This is a genomic window from Synechococcus sp. CCAP 1479/9, assembly GCF_019038535.1.
Lineage (GTDB): Bacteria > Cyanobacteriota > Cyanobacteriia > PCC-6307 > Cyanobiaceae > Cyanobium.
The window spans coordinates 12,747-25,934 of the sequence record NZ_JAFKRK010000045.1; the positions used below are offsets into that span (position 1 = coordinate 12,747).

A 13,188-nucleotide genomic window follows, 5' to 3' on the forward strand; every position below is an offset into this window, starting at 1 on the left:
TCAGGGCACCACGGCGATCTTTCGAATCGCCCGCACCGTCTGAGCAGTGGTCTTGCTGAGCGGATCCCAGTTGCCGTAATACCAGTCCTGCACCTGGTGGGTGGTGGCCGAGTCCTGGGTGGAGGTGCCCATCCCGCCGGAGAAGAACGCCTGGGCAGCCCCGGTCGCAAACAGCGCAACGGCGGTCTGGGCTGGAATCACGCCGGAGTAGTCGGCGGTGGTGGGCGGAACGGCGTAGGCGTTGGCCCCGAAGCCCGGCGTGCTGCCCTCGCTGTTGTCCGGCTTGAAGCGGCGGTAGAGGATCTCCAGCTCGAGCAGGGCCGGGATGTACCAGTCGTCGTAGCCGCCGATGCTGAGCGCCCGGGCCCAATGGTTGGCCGGGTGGGCGGCGTCCTTGGCCGCCTCGCTGTTGGCGAAGCCATCGAAGCTGCTCCCCGTCCCGGCGGTGGCGGTGTTGGCGCTCTTGCAGGCCCTGGAGCTTTCGCCCGTGGCCTTGGGGGCAATGATCAGCGCGTGGCTGGCGATGCCGTTGGCGGCCTGCGAGATCAGCCCGCCGTAGTAGCCGCCCTGGAAGGCCGCGCCGATCGCCGGGAGGTTGGCGATGGGGAAGCCGGCCGGGGGCGGCTGCAGCTGGTGCACCTCACCGCTGACCAGATCGAGATAGAGATCACCGGGCAGGGCGCCGGGGATGGAGCCGGGCGGGCCGCTGCCGACGAACCAGCCGCTGCCGCGGGGGCCGGCGCTGCCCGCTGCTCCAGCAGGTCCCGGCGGCCCTTGGATCGAGCCCCCATCCACCCAGTTGCTGGTGTCCGCGTCCCAGACGTAGAGCCGGTCGTTTTGATCGGCGACGACGTAGGCATGGCCTTCCTGCAGGCCGTTCGTGGGCAGGGCGGCAAAGGTTGGCACGCTGCCTTTGAAGTCGATGCCCATCCCGGCGGGGCCTGGCGGGCCTGCTGGCCCGGGGCCGCCGGCCTGGCCGGGAGGCCCTGGCACGCCCTGGGGGCCGCGGAGGGAGCCGGTGTTCTGCCAGGTCATGGGGCGAAAGCAGGACGTGCCTGCCCTCTATTGCCAGGCCGATCGCTCAGGTGAGCATCCAGGCGGTGCCGCTCCAGCGGCGGGCGGGTTTCGCCGTCCAGCTGCTGCCGGTCCACACCAACACCGGCCGGCTACGCCAGTCGGTGCCGCTCCAGAAACGGAGCTCGCCGCCGGGTGGCGGTGGCGGCTGAGGCGAGAAGAAGTCGTCCGTGATGAGATCACCGGCCGGGCCCCGGTCCCAGCGATCGGAGCCACCCGGGAAGGGAGGGCGGGCGTCACGCTCATGGCGGGCCATGGCTCAACCGGCGATGAAGCGAGCCACACCTTTGGAGACGCCCGTGGTGGTGGCGGTGCAGAGCTGGATGAGGCAGAGGCAGGCGTCGCTGTGGAGGTCCGGCAGGCCAAGGGCGGCCCAGTCGAACACCTCCGCCTTGTTTGCCACCACCGTGAAGAAACCGGCGCGGTAGCGGGTGCAGGTGACGCCGAAATTGCCGGCGGTGCCGCTGGTGGCACTGAGCTGGACGCTGTTGACCGCCTTGATGCCCGTTCTGCCCTGCGGCGGCAGGATCTGATAGAGCCCCGAGGCACGGCTGGTGGCGACCAGCGGCACCGCCACCACCTGGGTGCTGTCGTCCTCGCAGACCACGGTGACGTTGGCGGTGACGGCCGTGGAGCCGGTGTCGGCGTACCACTCCAGCCACCACTGCAGCTGGCTGAAATCCCCAAGGCCGATCCTCTCCGCCGCGATGCCGGCCAGGGTGAGCGGCAGGTTGGTGCTCTGGAGGGTGTTGAGGTTCCCCACCAGTCCGCCTTGGTGGCCGAGGCGGTCGTGGATCTCCAGGCTGCCGGTCGCCAGGCTGGTGGCCACATCCACCCAGCCGATGTAGTTGCTGGCGGGCTGCGGCTGGGGCAGGTAGTTCAACGAGCCCAGCAGGGCGTTGGTGCAGGCCGCCGGCGCGGTGGGGATGGCGCCCTGGCCTGGCTGCCCCGTCGCCCGCCAGAGGGAATAGAAGCGGCCGACGACGGCGTTGCTGATCGAGGCCTTGTCGAACAGGGAATGGCGGGAGTTCGCCAGGGCGGCGATCAACTGGTCGCGGGAGGTGATGGCCATGGTCAGGTCGTGTCGATCCAGAGATCACCAGGGGCTGGGTCGGGTGGCGGCGTGGGGCCAACGGTGAGGCGCGAGGCGTTGAGTTTTGCGGCCAGGGCCTGCGCCAGATCGCTCTGGTCGCCGAGGCTGCCGCCGATGGCGCCCCAGTTCGGCGGCGGTCCCGGAGGGCCACGCAGTGAATCACCGGTGGGGATCCAGCCCATCAGACCTCCAGCTCGTAGATGCTGCCGCTGAGCCGGTCCAGATACAGATCCCCCGGCGCCGGCGGCGGCTGCACCTCTTCGTGCCACAGGGTCGTGGGAGGCCCATCACCTGAGTACCAGCGAACGCCGCGGCTGGCGGCGCCAGAGCCGTGCATAGCCACCAGCGCCGGCTGCCCGTCGATGGGGCTGGGGAGCAGCCCGAGGCCGCCCTGCGGATGAAGGCGCAGCTGCCACTGCTCGTTGCGGCTGCCATCGAAGGCGTTGCCGCTCAGGCCGGCACCAGGCACCAGGGCCATGCCCACACCAACGCGGGGCGGATCGTCACCGGGCCGCGATGCCGTGATGGGGAGCGGGCAGCTGTGCAGCGCCACTTCAAGGGTGGCCACCAGAAGCCCCACCTGCACGGTGATGGTGAGATCCTCGATGGCGGCGTAGAGGTGGCGGGGTTCCGGTATCCGCTGGTCGTAGGGCGTCCAGGGCACCGTCTCGCTGCTGCCATCCCCCCAGGTGATCTCGATCGGCTGCGGCGGCAGTGCCCTGGGGTTCACCAGCAGCGCCACGGCGCGAGAGAGGGCAGGTTCATCCCAGCGCCGCGGGGATGGCATCCAGCTGAGCTCCAGATCGAGGGCAGGAACGGGTGCGGTGCGGAAGCCGATGGCCAGCCAGCGCGGCACCTCATGGGGCACCACCCATTCGCCCCGGCCGGGGCAACCGGGTGGGGGCAGGAGCCGGATGCGGTCGCCGTTCTGCGGTGGCGTGGAGGGCAGCGGGTAGGGCATCGCTCACGCACCGGGCTACTTGCCATTGCCAGCGGCGGAATGCATGGCGGGTCTCAGATCAGGAGGCTGGGGACCAGCTCCTCGCCCTCGCTCTGCCCGTCGCCCTCGGTCTTCACTTCGCCGCTGTTCTCGCCCTGGCCGCTGGCCCCGGCAATGCTTTCGCCGTCGTGCGCCTCGCCAGCCATCAGCTCCTCCGCTGCGGCGAGCAGCTCAGCGCGGGTCTGGCTGCCATCGAGCAGCACCCCGAAGCGCTCACGCACGGCGGCGACGATCTGGGGCTTGGTCAGCCGCTCCAGCTCCAACGGTTCAGAAGTCGTCTCGCTGGCCCCTTTGTCCTGGCGCTCCTGGTGGTCCTGGCCGCCGGTCTCCAGCAGCAACCCAGCGGGCAGGAGTTCGTCGCTCTCTGCTTCCAGAGCGGCTGGTTCCCCGTCCTCCTCGTCCCCGTCGTCCTCCAGCTCCAGTTCCGGCTGGGGCGGGTGAATCGTCCAGCCCAGGCGGCGCCAGCCGTCGGCGTGGACCGGGTAGATGATCCGGTCCTGTTCGCCTTCCTTGGAGATCAGCAGCATCCCGGCGGGGGCCGCCAGTCCGTCTTCGATCGGTGCCATGGGTCGGCCCTCAGAAGGTGAGGCCGGCATAGGCGCCGGCCGGAGCGACGGTCACATCGCTGGGGTTGGTCATCAGGCAGCGCACGAAGACCACGCTGTAGGCGCCGACGTCGTCAGCATCAGCAGGTGCCACGGCAAGGTTGCCGCCGTTGAGCGGCGCCTCGACACGGCCGCCACCGGCGGGGATCGCCACCTCGGCGGCCTGCACCCAGGTGCCCATGGTCCCGTTGAGCAGTTCGGGGGCCACCTCCAGAGTGAAAGTGACAGCGGCGGCGTGCCCCGGGTGGGAGGCCACGAAGGTGAAGACATCGGCCGCATCGAGCGGCGTGCTCAGTTTCACGGTGGTGCCGCCGGCAATGGTGCGCTCGTTCGGATCGGTGGCGGTGTGATTGATCCAGCCCACCAGGGTGGCGGCGGCATCAATGGGTCGGCTCATGGTCGTGTCCTCAGCAAAAGGGGGATCAGCAATGGCGTGGAAAGGGCCTGGTGTTGCGGGCTCAGTTGACGGCGGGGCCGATGTTGAACAGCCGGCCCACGGAGCGGTCGTTGCAGACCGCGAAGCCGACGTACCAATCCACCCGGGTGCGGAAGACCGGGGCATCGGGGACCTCGCCGAAGTCGCGCACGGAGATGCCGTAGCGACCTTCAAACGGGCCCTGCAGACCGGTGACCATCTCGTCGCCGAAGGCGCAGCAGTAGAAGCTGGTGGTGCTGCCGGCTTCCCCGAAACCGAGCACAGGGTGCCCGTTGGCGTCCTCATCCACGCAGAGGATCTCGGTGTCCTCGAACCAGTGGCGACCGTCGATCACCTGGTAGAGGTCACCACCGGCCTCACGGCTGGCGTGGCTGATCTGGCGCCGTCCCGCCTTGCTGGTGAGCAGCACCTTCTCACCGCCGTTGGCGTTGACCGAATCCACCAGCGATTCGAGCCTGGTGAGCTTGACGGTGCCGCCGTCGTTGTCGATGGTGCGGGGCCCATCGGGGACCAGCCGCTTGCTGAGGCCGTTGAAGGCGCGTGGATCGAAGCTGGCGTCACCGTTGATGATCGCGGCCTCCAGCGTCATGCGCATGGAGCGGACCTTCTGCTCGGTCTGGCTGGCTCTAGCCTCGGCGCCGTTCATGTCAACGATGGAGCGGTCCACATCGAGGTCCCCCCCGAAGAGATGGACGAACTCGGTCTCGTTGGTGATGGCGCCGTAGCTGCGGCGGTAGCCCTCGTTGACACCGCGGAAGCCGACGCGGGGCAGCTTGATCTCCTTGGGGTACTTGAGGGCACCACCGGAGAGATTGCGGAACGGCAGCCGGCGTAGAAGCTCACCTTCCGCGAAGGTCTTGGTGACAGCGAGGCGATCGACCCGCGTCTCATGCTTCATCGCCTCGATGAGGGTGAGGCCCATGGTCACTCCGGGAGCAGGGGCTCCAGCAACGTCACCACCTATTGCCAGGAGGGGAAAAGCGCCTGTGGGAACGGGTTTGAAAGGGGCAGGCGGCGGCCTTCCTCACGATCTGCGGCGGCGCAAGGGCTGCGCAAGTCGGCGCCGCTGCGCTCTGCCGACCCTTGCCCGCGCCGCAGGACCGCGCGGGTCCGCCTGCCATCCCCCTTCATGGCACTCCAGATCCTGCTCATCCAGCGCAAGGCCCTCACCCACAGCGATCACGTCTGCACCGCTATTGGGGTTCACGTTCCACCCGAGCCCGTGCTCAGCTCTGAGTTGCTTGGCTGGCTGTGTTTCTGCCCCCCAGAAGCGCTCACCTTCTCCAGGATCGGGCCGATCGTGGTCGCCCACGGCGGCGCCTGGGCGAAGGCCCGCGAGCTGGAAAGCCTGCACTGGCCGCTGCTGGGTGGCACCGTGATCCACGGCAAGGCGGTGGGTGTGTCCCGCCGTATGCGTGATGGCGAGCACGAAGCGCTTAGCGAGGGCGAGGCGCACCATGCCAAGCGGATCCTGTGGAAGCACTGCTCGGCCCTGGTGCAGCGCTGTTGCCCGATCCATCAGGCCTTCGAGCAGGGGCTGCCTTGGGATGAGCTGCAGCACTTCCGCGCCAGCGATCACGCCGGCCAGGCCGAGATCGTGCAGCAGAGCCGGCAGCGGCGTCGGGCCCTGGCGAGTGCCGCTGGTCGGGCCTGAGGGCCTGGGCGGGGTCGCCGCTGGTGGCCCCGCCTGAGCGCGGTTGCGACAGCAGGCATGTCGAACCCTGCGATGTTTGGAGGAGGAGCACCGAAGAGAGACAGATTCTGGTCGTTCAAAGCGAGCACTTGCTTCTCGCTTGAATCATCGCCAACTCGGTCGTTCCCAGAAGCGGCGAGGGATGACACCGCGCTCAACATTATTGCTGTCCTTGATTACTTTCTCTTTCCTTATGCCATCCCATCTTACAGTGAATTCTCCATGCTTCCTGTGAATCTCGGCAAGAAGATCTTCTGCGCTAGAAATCTCGCGCTTCTTGCGCTCGATTTCAGTCGCTTGCGAACGTTCGTATAACCCGATGGTTTCACCGTCGTTTCGGATCTCCATTGTGTGTAGCTTTTTGGCCTTGCCAGAAAGGTAGGCGTGAATTGTGAGAGTCATAGTTTTGGATTGTTGGAGACTGTAGAAGGGCCAGCTTGACTGTCGAGGTTTGTGATGGGTATTCAGGTGAGCATTGTTCTTGCCTCGTATAGGCAGTCCTGAACTGGCTTTCGCAAACAGGCGTTGTTAAAGATGTCAAACCGCTTCGAGGGGTATGGGAGCCCAATGAGAAGCCAGTCATCCCCTCTGCGAACACTTAAACTGCAAGGGGAATTCCCTTGAAGAGAAACTGTGGTCTCACTTGAACATAAGTGAGCCATGATCGTGCTTACACCTTTGTATGGTGTTCTTCCGGTTGTGACAATCAACTTAGGCTTGATGGACCTGATGACAGGACTCCATAATTGCACGCCGAACTTCTTGGCAGGCGTCAGTGCGGCTCCCAAGTCGCTTTCCTTCCTGGAGCGGAATGGAATGAGGCAGCCGGTAACTGCTTCCTCAATTGGGTAGTTGAGCATGGCGAAGATCTTGCGCACAGCTTGCTGGTATCCGCTCTGCCCTGGAGGGGCGCCTGCCCAGGATTCGACAACATAGGCACTGCCTGCTTCAGTGCTGTAAACGCCATGCTCTGGTGGGACACTGTCGCCACCGGGGTTGATCCCTAAAAACAAAACCTTTGGCGATTTCTCCAGCAATCCAAGTGGGTTGTAGAGGAAACGCCATCCAGAAGATAGCCCGAGGCGAGTGTATTCCTGCTGAATGTCGACAGGGGAAAGAAGATCGAGAATCATTGGTTGGCTGTCAGAGGGAACGACTTATTGTCAGTTGCAGAAAAATTGGGAGATGGTCATGGCAGGCTTCCCCTAAATGCACCAGCGTATAAAGATGATCCTATTCTAACTTCGGAATCAAGTGTTCTGCGATTGCAGTGTGCGCGTTAGTCTGTCAAGTCTTCGTCTCAGTTACGGGAGCATCGAAACCTGTCGAAATCTCTTTTCAATCATTCGAATCGAGCCTTGGTCGGATGGGGTCATCGGTGTGACCACGATGTGTTGACTTACTTTGTGAGCCCACACCAGGTGACGGTTGTAGCGCTTGAGTTGGAATCCATATCTCTTGGCAAGTTTCTCTATGGTTGATTGTCGGCGCATTGATAGTTCTCCTGAATGGGTTGGGTGAATCCTTGAGTTAAACTGCTAGCCAGTTTAAAGATCATCTGTTTCGTGTTCCAAAGATGCAGATTGAGTTGAATAGCCTGAGTGCCAGGTAAGGTAAGACTTGATTGCCTCTTCCCCCATCAATCTGTTGAGCTTCTCTTGGAGAACGATCTTCATTATTCGAAGCACATCTGTATCATCCCATCGCCGATCTTTCGGAGCGATCTCGCTGATTGCGTCTTGATCCCCCATGTAGGTAGCCCAGAATGCCCTATGAGCGGTATCGTCAAGCTGTGACTCATCGTCGAAGTTCTCAACAAACTGACCCACCTGATCCCAAATATACTGATAGTCGATGCCTTCTAGATTACTTGCTTGGAGAGTTCCGTAAAGCCTAAACACAAACAGGTCGGAGTCCTGTACAGCTCTTTCGATTGCATGATCTATAAATGCCGTGACTCCTTTCACCAATGTTGAAAGATCTTCCTTATAGAAGTTCTCCGCTAGCCGGACAAGTGCTTTGCCTTTTGCTTTTTCATCATCGGGTCGGATCAGTTCGGACAATTCTGCTTCAAGAGACTTTTGCATGATTGCGGAGAGTGAGAGTTGGTCTTTGAAGGGCTCGATCCGTCTGGCGAGTTCGTCGGGAAGCGAGATGGTGTACCGCTTGGCCATGGAGGGGCTTATGTACGGCTTGCGTAACCATAGGTTGGACTTGCATACGGGGTATGCAAGTAGTGGGACACTTCACGAACTGTTATGCAAGTCGTATGCAAGGATCCGTTGCCTTTGGGCTTTGGATTGCTCAGAGCCGGCTCAGGGAAAGGCTTTTCCCTCGCTGCCTAGTCCCGCCATCCGGCCATGACGCAGCCGACTGGCGGGATCGATGGGCGTTCCGGCGATAGCCGCCCAGCTGTTCAGCCCCCGGAGTACCAGGCTCAAGCCACACGGCCCGGCCGGCAGCCCGTTTGTCAGCTGATCATTTTTTGTGGCTCGTGAATCCACGCCAACCGTCTGACCTATCTCCCCTGGCCGAGCGCTGAGTGATGCTCCAGCAGGACGTTGATGAGCCCAACAGCTGTTGCTCTTCCTGAGGAAAAAGTCCCACCACCGATTTCGTGGCTGGCGCACGCAGGCCGCTGCATCGTGCGGGATGGCCTCAAGGGCTGACGCGAGCGGCTTCGCCGCCCTTGACCCCATCCCGCTGGCCGCTGGCGTCCTTCGCTGCGCCGGCCATGGCCACCGCTGCCCGCATTCGCTCCCTCTCCCGCCATAGCTCCGCCTCGCTGGAGCGGTTGAGCTTCATCTGCTGCACCACCTGTCCTCCCCTGCCGCGCCTGGGGGCGCTGGCTGATGCGCTGCTGCTGGAGCGGCAGCTGGCCAATCCGGTCACCCGCCCGGCCTGGATCCGGTTTGAAGAATTGCCTTATTGAGGGCCGCAGGCCCCAGCGGCCCGGCCTGGCGGTATGGAGCCGCCAGGCCATTGGGCTTTCGTCGGCACTGGCAACAGAAGGCAGCTGCACTGCTTCCGTGGCCACGATGTCGCCCCAGCGGTTCCTCGACCGCTTCCTGCATTTCAAGGGTCAGGAACAGCAGAAGCGGGGCGTGTTGTTGCTGCACCAGGCGATCAGCAAGCTCCCGGGCGGCGATCAGGTGCTACAGGAGGCGGCGCCCTGGGCCGTCACCTTCAGCAAGCCAGCCACGCCGCCGCTGGGTGCCGCCATCGCACCCCTCGATCCCCGTGGCAGCGAGGAAGCCGGCATGGCCGGGCCGTTGATCCCAGCACCGGTGAAGGCGGGCGACTCCTACCTGCTGGTCAACGACCGCGACCAGGACATGGAGGCCTACGACCACAGCGGCAAGTTCCTGTGGCGGGAACCATGCCTGGCTCGCGGCCAGGGCTCCGACACCGAGTGGCGCCACACCGGCACCGACACCCCGCCGGGGCTCTACAAGCTGGGGACGGCGTACCGGGACTGGGAGAAGAACCCCAACCCGCCGCGCGATGCCACCCTGCAGGCCTATGGCTGGTACAGCTTCGACATGGTCGAGCTGGAGAGCCAGGAGCAGAAGCTCGGCCGGGCCGGGATCATGCTCCACGGCGGCGGCACCGGTTGCGGCTGGCCTGGCGCCTGGGCGCCGCGGCAGACGCTGCTGCCCACCCTCGGTTGTGTTCGGGTGCACAACGTGGTGCTGCGCGAGCGGATCCTGCCGCTGTACGAGCAGGGCACCGTCTATGTGGGGGTGTTCCAGGAAAAAAAGTAGCGGCGGGGCCAGGGCCAGGGCCTGAGCAGGAGCCTGGCCTCAGCAACCTGCAGCACTGGCTCCAGTTCCTCACCAGCTCTGCTGTCACCAAGGCCAGCGCCTGGAAGATCGCGCCGCTCAGCGCCGCAGAAGCCTGCGGCTTTCTGGCCTGCGTGATCGTGGAGACCGGCCAGCCCGAACTCGAGCGGCTGGATGTGACCGAGGCCGGCAGCGGCCGGGGCCGCGGTGCGATGCAGTACACGGGCATGAGGCGCACCGCCTACGACCGGGCCCGGCAGCAGGCGATCAGGCTGCGCATCGATCCCAACAGCAACACCTGGCAGCAGCGCTACTTCGCTGAGGAGTACGCCGGCCTGCACGATCCACCGGAGGGATCGCTGATCGGCTGGAGCCGGGTGTTCGAGCAACGGCCAGCGGGGATGGATGCGGAGACGGCAGCGGCCTACTGGACAGGATCGGCCGTCACGGGCCAGGGCTACTTCCGCCCCGGTGTTCCCCACCTGGAGCGGCGCCAGCAGCAGGCTCGGCGGCTGTGGCAACTGCTGCAATCCGGCGCCCTCACGCTCAGCGGCCCGCCCAGAAGCTGAACAGGCGCCGGCCGATCGAGGGGCGCAGCATCCGGCCCCGCACCAGCCGGCTCAGTTCCCGGTAGATCGCCTCCAGCAGCTCGCCATGGGCGAGCTCCTCGGGCTCATCTAGGGCCGCCAGCGGCGTGTCGAAGTGGATGTTGAGGATGCCGATTGGGGTTCCTTCCAGCAGGATCAACCGCCCGTAGAGGAAGGTGATCCCGTTGCGCTGGAGGTAGTCCTGGCAGGGCACCGGCAACTGGTTGCTGAGCCGCACGAGGTGCCAGCTCTTGGCGCCGTGGGCCATCAGGATCTCCAGGTCCTGGCGGATCCTCTCGATCGGCAGGTCCTTCGATTCCAGGTCGAGGGGCTGCCGGCCCAGGGAGACGTAGGAGCTGACGATCGTCACCCGCGAGAAGGCGTAGCCGAAGCTGGTCAGCCCGGGGCTATAGAAGCTGCCGAGCGCCACCCGGCTGGCACCGGTGAGCACCGCCGCCTGGGCCAGGAGGTCGGCCATGTAGCGGCTGTCCTGCTGGCTGCCGAGCAGCGTGCCGATGCGGGCCATCACCGTGTCGCGCAGGAAGGCGCGCCAGAGCAGCCAGGCGGCCATGCCAAGCAGCAGCAGGCCATCGGCTGAAAGGCTGAGATGCAGGGGACCGAGGGCCGGCAGTTCCGGCGGCGGTCCCACCACCCCGGCCGGAGGCTCCTGACGGGGATCCGCCGGAGGTGGTGGCTTGGCGGGCCCTGCTTGAGCGCCGGGTGGATCGGTGCTCGGGTCGCTCATCGGTTCCGTGCGGTCGGCTGGCGCGAGCAGCGGCCGGGCGGGGAGTCGCGGGGGCAGGGCTCACCAGCACTTACCAGGCAGCGGCATCAGCCCGAGCAGCCCGATCAGCTCGGCGGAGCGGTTGGCTCCAGGCGCTGGTCGGCGGGGCGGATCGTGGCAAGGGTCTGCGGGAGGGAACGGGAGCACGCCTGGGCTTGTCCTTCGCTCAGCGTGGCCTCCTCCTGCGTCGAGGCCTGGGGTCGCGCGTCCGTCGCCTCAGATCCGTGCCCCGTTCCCCATCCCCGGCCGATGCCCTGTTCCATCAGTTCCTCCCACTGGCCGATTCCATCGCCCGTGGTTTCCACCACCGCGGCTGCCGGTTGATCGAGTTCGATGATTGCCGCCAGGTCGCCCGGATGGCCCTCTGGCTCGCCTGCGGCCGCATCGAGGATCCCGTCTCCGCCCCCGCCTATCTCTCGCGCTGCATTCGTGGCGCCCTGCTCCATCACGCCCGCGATCTGGGCCGCGCCATCCGCGTGCCGCGGAGAGAGCAGGATAAGCCCGAAAGCTCCTATCCCTGGGTTCTGGCCTCCCTCGATCAGCCTGCCCCCTGCGGCGATGGCACGCTCCTGGATCGGATCGCCGCTGAGGCTCCCGAGCCAGCCACCGAGCCCGCCAGGGCCGCCTTGGCGCTGAAGCTGCTGGAGCAGCTGCCGGCCCGCCAGGCTGCGGTGCTGCGGCTGCGCTACCTGCAGGGCCTGAGCTGCCGCGAGGCTTCCCGCGAGCTCGGCATCGGCCACGGCAGCGTCAGCCGCGATGAGCGCCAAGGCCTGCAGCGGCTGCGCCAGGCCCTCGGCCTCCGGGCCTGAGGGCCCTGGCGGGGGCCCCTCGGCCATCAACTCCTTCACCGGCAGCGACGGTGAAGGCGCATCACGGGGGCTGACCCTGCCGATGGAAGGGAAAGCGTTCATGATGACTTGCGAATGGGATCCGCTCCGGGAACGGCGTGGGTGCTCAGATCGACCAGAGCGCGTCGAGGATGTTGTCGAGCTGGGCGTGGTTGTGGTCGGCCCAGCTCATCAAGTAATCCTGTCTGGCGTGGTTGGGGCCTGGATCTTCCGGGATCCAGTTGCTGAAGTCACCCGCGAGTTCGGGGTGGGTGCTGGTGGGGAGGATGTGGCTGATGTCCTTCTGTTGCCAGAAGGACAGGACGGCGTGGGGATCATCCTGGATGATCGAGGGCGTCTTGGCGATCAGTTCCTCGGTCGTGATGCCGTAGGCGGCACCACGACCATCGAGGTAGTCGTACACGGCGGACCAGGCTGTGGTCATGGCGCGAACTGCAGTCCTGGGGTCTGATGGAAGAGCAGGCCGATGTTGCCCACGGTCTGCCGGGCAAGGTTCTCGATCCCGGCGCAGGTATCGGCCAGGCCTGTGCAGTAGGTGTTGATTCCGGGAGTGAACAGGATGGTGGAATTGTCGCCTCCCACCTGCACGACGAGTTGGTTCAGATCAGCTGCATAGCGCCGCATCTTCACTGCCTCCTGGGCAGCGACTTTTGCGGCGGCGCTCATGTTCTGCAATCCATTCACACAGATAGCCCCGGAGGTGAGGGCGAGCAGACCACTGAAGATGGGGATGGCCGGGCCACCGGGTGTGACACAGTCGAGCAAGAAGGCATAGGACTGCCAGCCGCAGAGTGTGCCGCTGACGGCGGCCTGGGCGCCGCTGAGGAAAGCGGCCTTCTCGGCATCATTGAGCAGCTTCCAGCTATTCATGTAGTTGTTGAGAACGACATCGATGTCGCAGGCAACACCACCATCGCTAAGGATGAGTGTTTTGCTGAGCCTGGCGTAATGGGTGCCGATCAGGAAGTCTGCGAGCCGGTGGGGGCCGGAGTTGAGTTTCTCGGCCAGGAAGAGGCAGGGAACGTTCATACGGATGCCGCTCCAGTTGGTGTCTGCGATGAGGCAGATGCCGTTCGAAAGTTTGATGGCGGAGTTCTGCTTCACGTTGTAGGTGCCATCAGGCTGTTGCTGGAACCAGCCGGTGATGGAGACGGGGATGCCGGTAGTGGCGAACTGTCCGTTGGTGAGGATGCGTGCCATGGGTGGTTGGTGATCTAAGGCTGGGGAGGGCTGTGCCCCCTGGACTCCCTCCTATGGTTCGGGTGTCCGGCAGGTGATTCACCGCC

19 protein-coding genes are annotated in these 13,188 nt (G+C 65.1%); 5 read left to right on the forward strand and 14 right to left on the reverse strand.

What is annotated here, in order from left to right; all coding sequences use genetic code 11:
* The 8 genes from KUG38_RS15710 to KUG38_RS15745 all read right to left on the reverse strand — a co-directional run bounded on the left by KUG38_RS15710 (nucleotide 1) and on the right by KUG38_RS15745 (nucleotide 5,130).
* Nucleotides 1-906, reverse strand: coding sequence for a hypothetical protein (locus KUG38_RS15710; RefSeq protein ID WP_216923249.1), 906 nt, complete (start codon nucleotides 904-906; stop codon nucleotides 1-3).
* Between the two features lie 175 nt (nucleotides 907-1,081).
* Nucleotides 1,082-1,330: a hypothetical protein gene (locus KUG38_RS15715; protein WP_216923251.1), complete on the reverse strand. Its 249-nt coding sequence runs from the start codon at nucleotides 1,328-1,330 to the stop codon at nucleotides 1,082-1,084.
* 3 nt (nucleotides 1,331-1,333) lie between these two features.
* On the reverse strand, nucleotides 1,334-2,146 hold the full coding sequence (locus KUG38_RS15720; protein ID WP_216923253.1) for a hypothetical protein: 813 nt from the start codon (nucleotides 2,144-2,146) through the stop codon (nucleotides 1,334-1,336).
* 2 nt (nucleotides 2,147-2,148) lie between these two features.
* Nucleotides 2,149-2,349 carry a hypothetical protein gene (locus KUG38_RS15725; RefSeq protein ID WP_216923255.1) on the reverse strand — a complete coding sequence of 67 codons (201 nt, stop codon included), beginning with the start codon at nucleotides 2,347-2,349 and terminating at the stop codon, nucleotides 2,149-2,151.
* Nucleotides 2,349-3,128, reverse strand: a complete 780-nt coding sequence (locus KUG38_RS15730; protein ID WP_216923257.1) for a hypothetical protein — start codon at nucleotides 3,126-3,128, stop codon at nucleotides 2,349-2,351. Before KUG38_RS15730 ends, KUG38_RS15725 begins: the two co-directional genes overlap by 1 nt.
* Nucleotides 3,129-3,181: 53 nt before the next feature.
* On the reverse strand, nucleotides 3,182-3,733 hold the full coding sequence (locus KUG38_RS15735; protein WP_216923259.1) for a hypothetical protein: 552 nt from the start codon (nucleotides 3,731-3,733) through the stop codon (nucleotides 3,182-3,184).
* A 10-nt stretch (nucleotides 3,734-3,743) separates the two neighbouring features.
* Nucleotides 3,744-4,169 (reverse strand): hypothetical protein, encoded by a 426-nt coding sequence (locus tag KUG38_RS15740; RefSeq protein WP_216923260.1) that lies wholly within the window; start codon nucleotides 4,167-4,169, stop codon nucleotides 3,744-3,746.
* A gap of 61 nt (nucleotides 4,170-4,230) precedes the next feature.
* Nucleotides 4,231-5,130 (reverse strand): major capsid protein, encoded by a 900-nt coding sequence (locus KUG38_RS15745; protein ID WP_216915364.1) that lies wholly within the window; start codon nucleotides 5,128-5,130, stop codon nucleotides 4,231-4,233.
* 207 nt (nucleotides 5,131-5,337) lie between these two features.
* On the opposite strand from KUG38_RS15745, the gene KUG38_RS15750 reads away from it, so the two are divergent.
* Nucleotides 5,338-5,862: a hypothetical protein gene (locus KUG38_RS15750; RefSeq protein WP_216923262.1), complete on the forward strand. Its 525-nt coding sequence runs from the start codon at nucleotides 5,338-5,340 to the stop codon at nucleotides 5,860-5,862.
* 144 nt (nucleotides 5,863-6,006) lie between these two features.
* On the opposite strand, the gene KUG38_RS15755 is transcribed toward KUG38_RS15750, so the two are convergent.
* From KUG38_RS15755 to KUG38_RS15765, 3 genes are all read right to left on the reverse strand, one after another.
* Nucleotides 6,007-6,249 carry a hypothetical protein gene (locus tag KUG38_RS15755; protein WP_216923264.1) on the reverse strand — a complete coding sequence of 81 codons (243 nt, stop codon included), beginning with the start codon at nucleotides 6,247-6,249 and terminating at the stop codon, nucleotides 6,007-6,009.
* Between the two features lie 116 nt (nucleotides 6,250-6,365).
* The gene (locus KUG38_RS15760; protein ID WP_216923265.1) at nucleotides 6,366-7,034 is read right to left on the reverse strand and encodes a uracil-DNA glycosylase family protein; all 669 of its coding nucleotides are present in this window, start codon (nucleotides 7,032-7,034) and stop codon (nucleotides 6,366-6,368) included.
* A 414-nt stretch (nucleotides 7,035-7,448) separates the two neighbouring features.
* Nucleotides 7,449-8,075 carry a hypothetical protein gene (locus tag KUG38_RS15765; protein ID WP_216923266.1) on the reverse strand — a complete coding sequence of 209 codons (627 nt, stop codon included), beginning with the start codon at nucleotides 8,073-8,075 and terminating at the stop codon, nucleotides 7,449-7,451.
* Nucleotides 8,076-8,590: 515 nt separating this feature from the next.
* Here KUG38_RS15765 and KUG38_RS15770 point away from each other — a divergent pair.
* The 3 genes from KUG38_RS15770 to KUG38_RS17275 all read left to right on the forward strand — a co-directional run bounded on the left by KUG38_RS15770 (nucleotide 8,591) and on the right by KUG38_RS17275 (nucleotide 10,252).
* Nucleotides 8,591-8,833: a hypothetical protein gene (locus tag KUG38_RS15770; protein ID WP_216923267.1), complete on the forward strand. Its 243-nt coding sequence runs from the start codon at nucleotides 8,591-8,593 to the stop codon at nucleotides 8,831-8,833.
* A gap of 106 nt (nucleotides 8,834-8,939) precedes the next feature.
* A complete protein-coding gene (locus tag KUG38_RS15775) occupies nucleotides 8,940-9,665 on the forward strand; it encodes a L,D-transpeptidase (protein WP_216923512.1) in 726 nt (241 codons plus the stop codon).
* A gap of 158 nt (nucleotides 9,666-9,823) precedes the next feature.
* Entirely contained in the window at nucleotides 9,824-10,252 is a 429-nt protein-coding gene (locus tag KUG38_RS17275; RefSeq protein ID WP_286196121.1) for a hypothetical protein, read from the forward strand.
* Here the strand turns inward: KUG38_RS17275 and KUG38_RS15785 are convergent.
* Nucleotides 10,230-11,015: a hypothetical protein gene (locus tag KUG38_RS15785; protein ID WP_216923269.1), complete on the reverse strand. Its 786-nt coding sequence runs from the start codon at nucleotides 11,013-11,015 to the stop codon at nucleotides 10,230-10,232. The genes KUG38_RS17275 and KUG38_RS15785 overlap by 23 nt on opposite strands.
* Before the next feature lie 263 nt (nucleotides 11,016-11,278).
* Between KUG38_RS15785 and KUG38_RS15790 the strand changes: the two genes are divergently transcribed.
* Nucleotides 11,279-11,863, forward strand: a complete 585-nt coding sequence (locus KUG38_RS15790) for a sigma-70 family RNA polymerase sigma factor (protein ID WP_216923271.1) — start codon at nucleotides 11,279-11,281, stop codon at nucleotides 11,861-11,863.
* A 145-nt stretch (nucleotides 11,864-12,008) separates the two neighbouring features.
* Here the strand turns inward: KUG38_RS15790 and KUG38_RS15795 are convergent, their stop codons facing one another.
* On the reverse strand, nucleotides 12,009-12,326 hold the full coding sequence (locus tag KUG38_RS15795) for a hypothetical protein (protein WP_216923273.1): 318 nt from the start codon (nucleotides 12,324-12,326) through the stop codon (nucleotides 12,009-12,011).
* A complete protein-coding gene (locus KUG38_RS15800; RefSeq protein WP_216923275.1) occupies nucleotides 12,323-13,102 on the reverse strand; it encodes a hypothetical protein in 780 nt (259 codons plus the stop codon). The genes KUG38_RS15795 and KUG38_RS15800 overlap by 4 nt, the downstream gene beginning before the upstream one ends.
* Nucleotides 13,103-13,188: the final 86 nt, after the last annotated feature.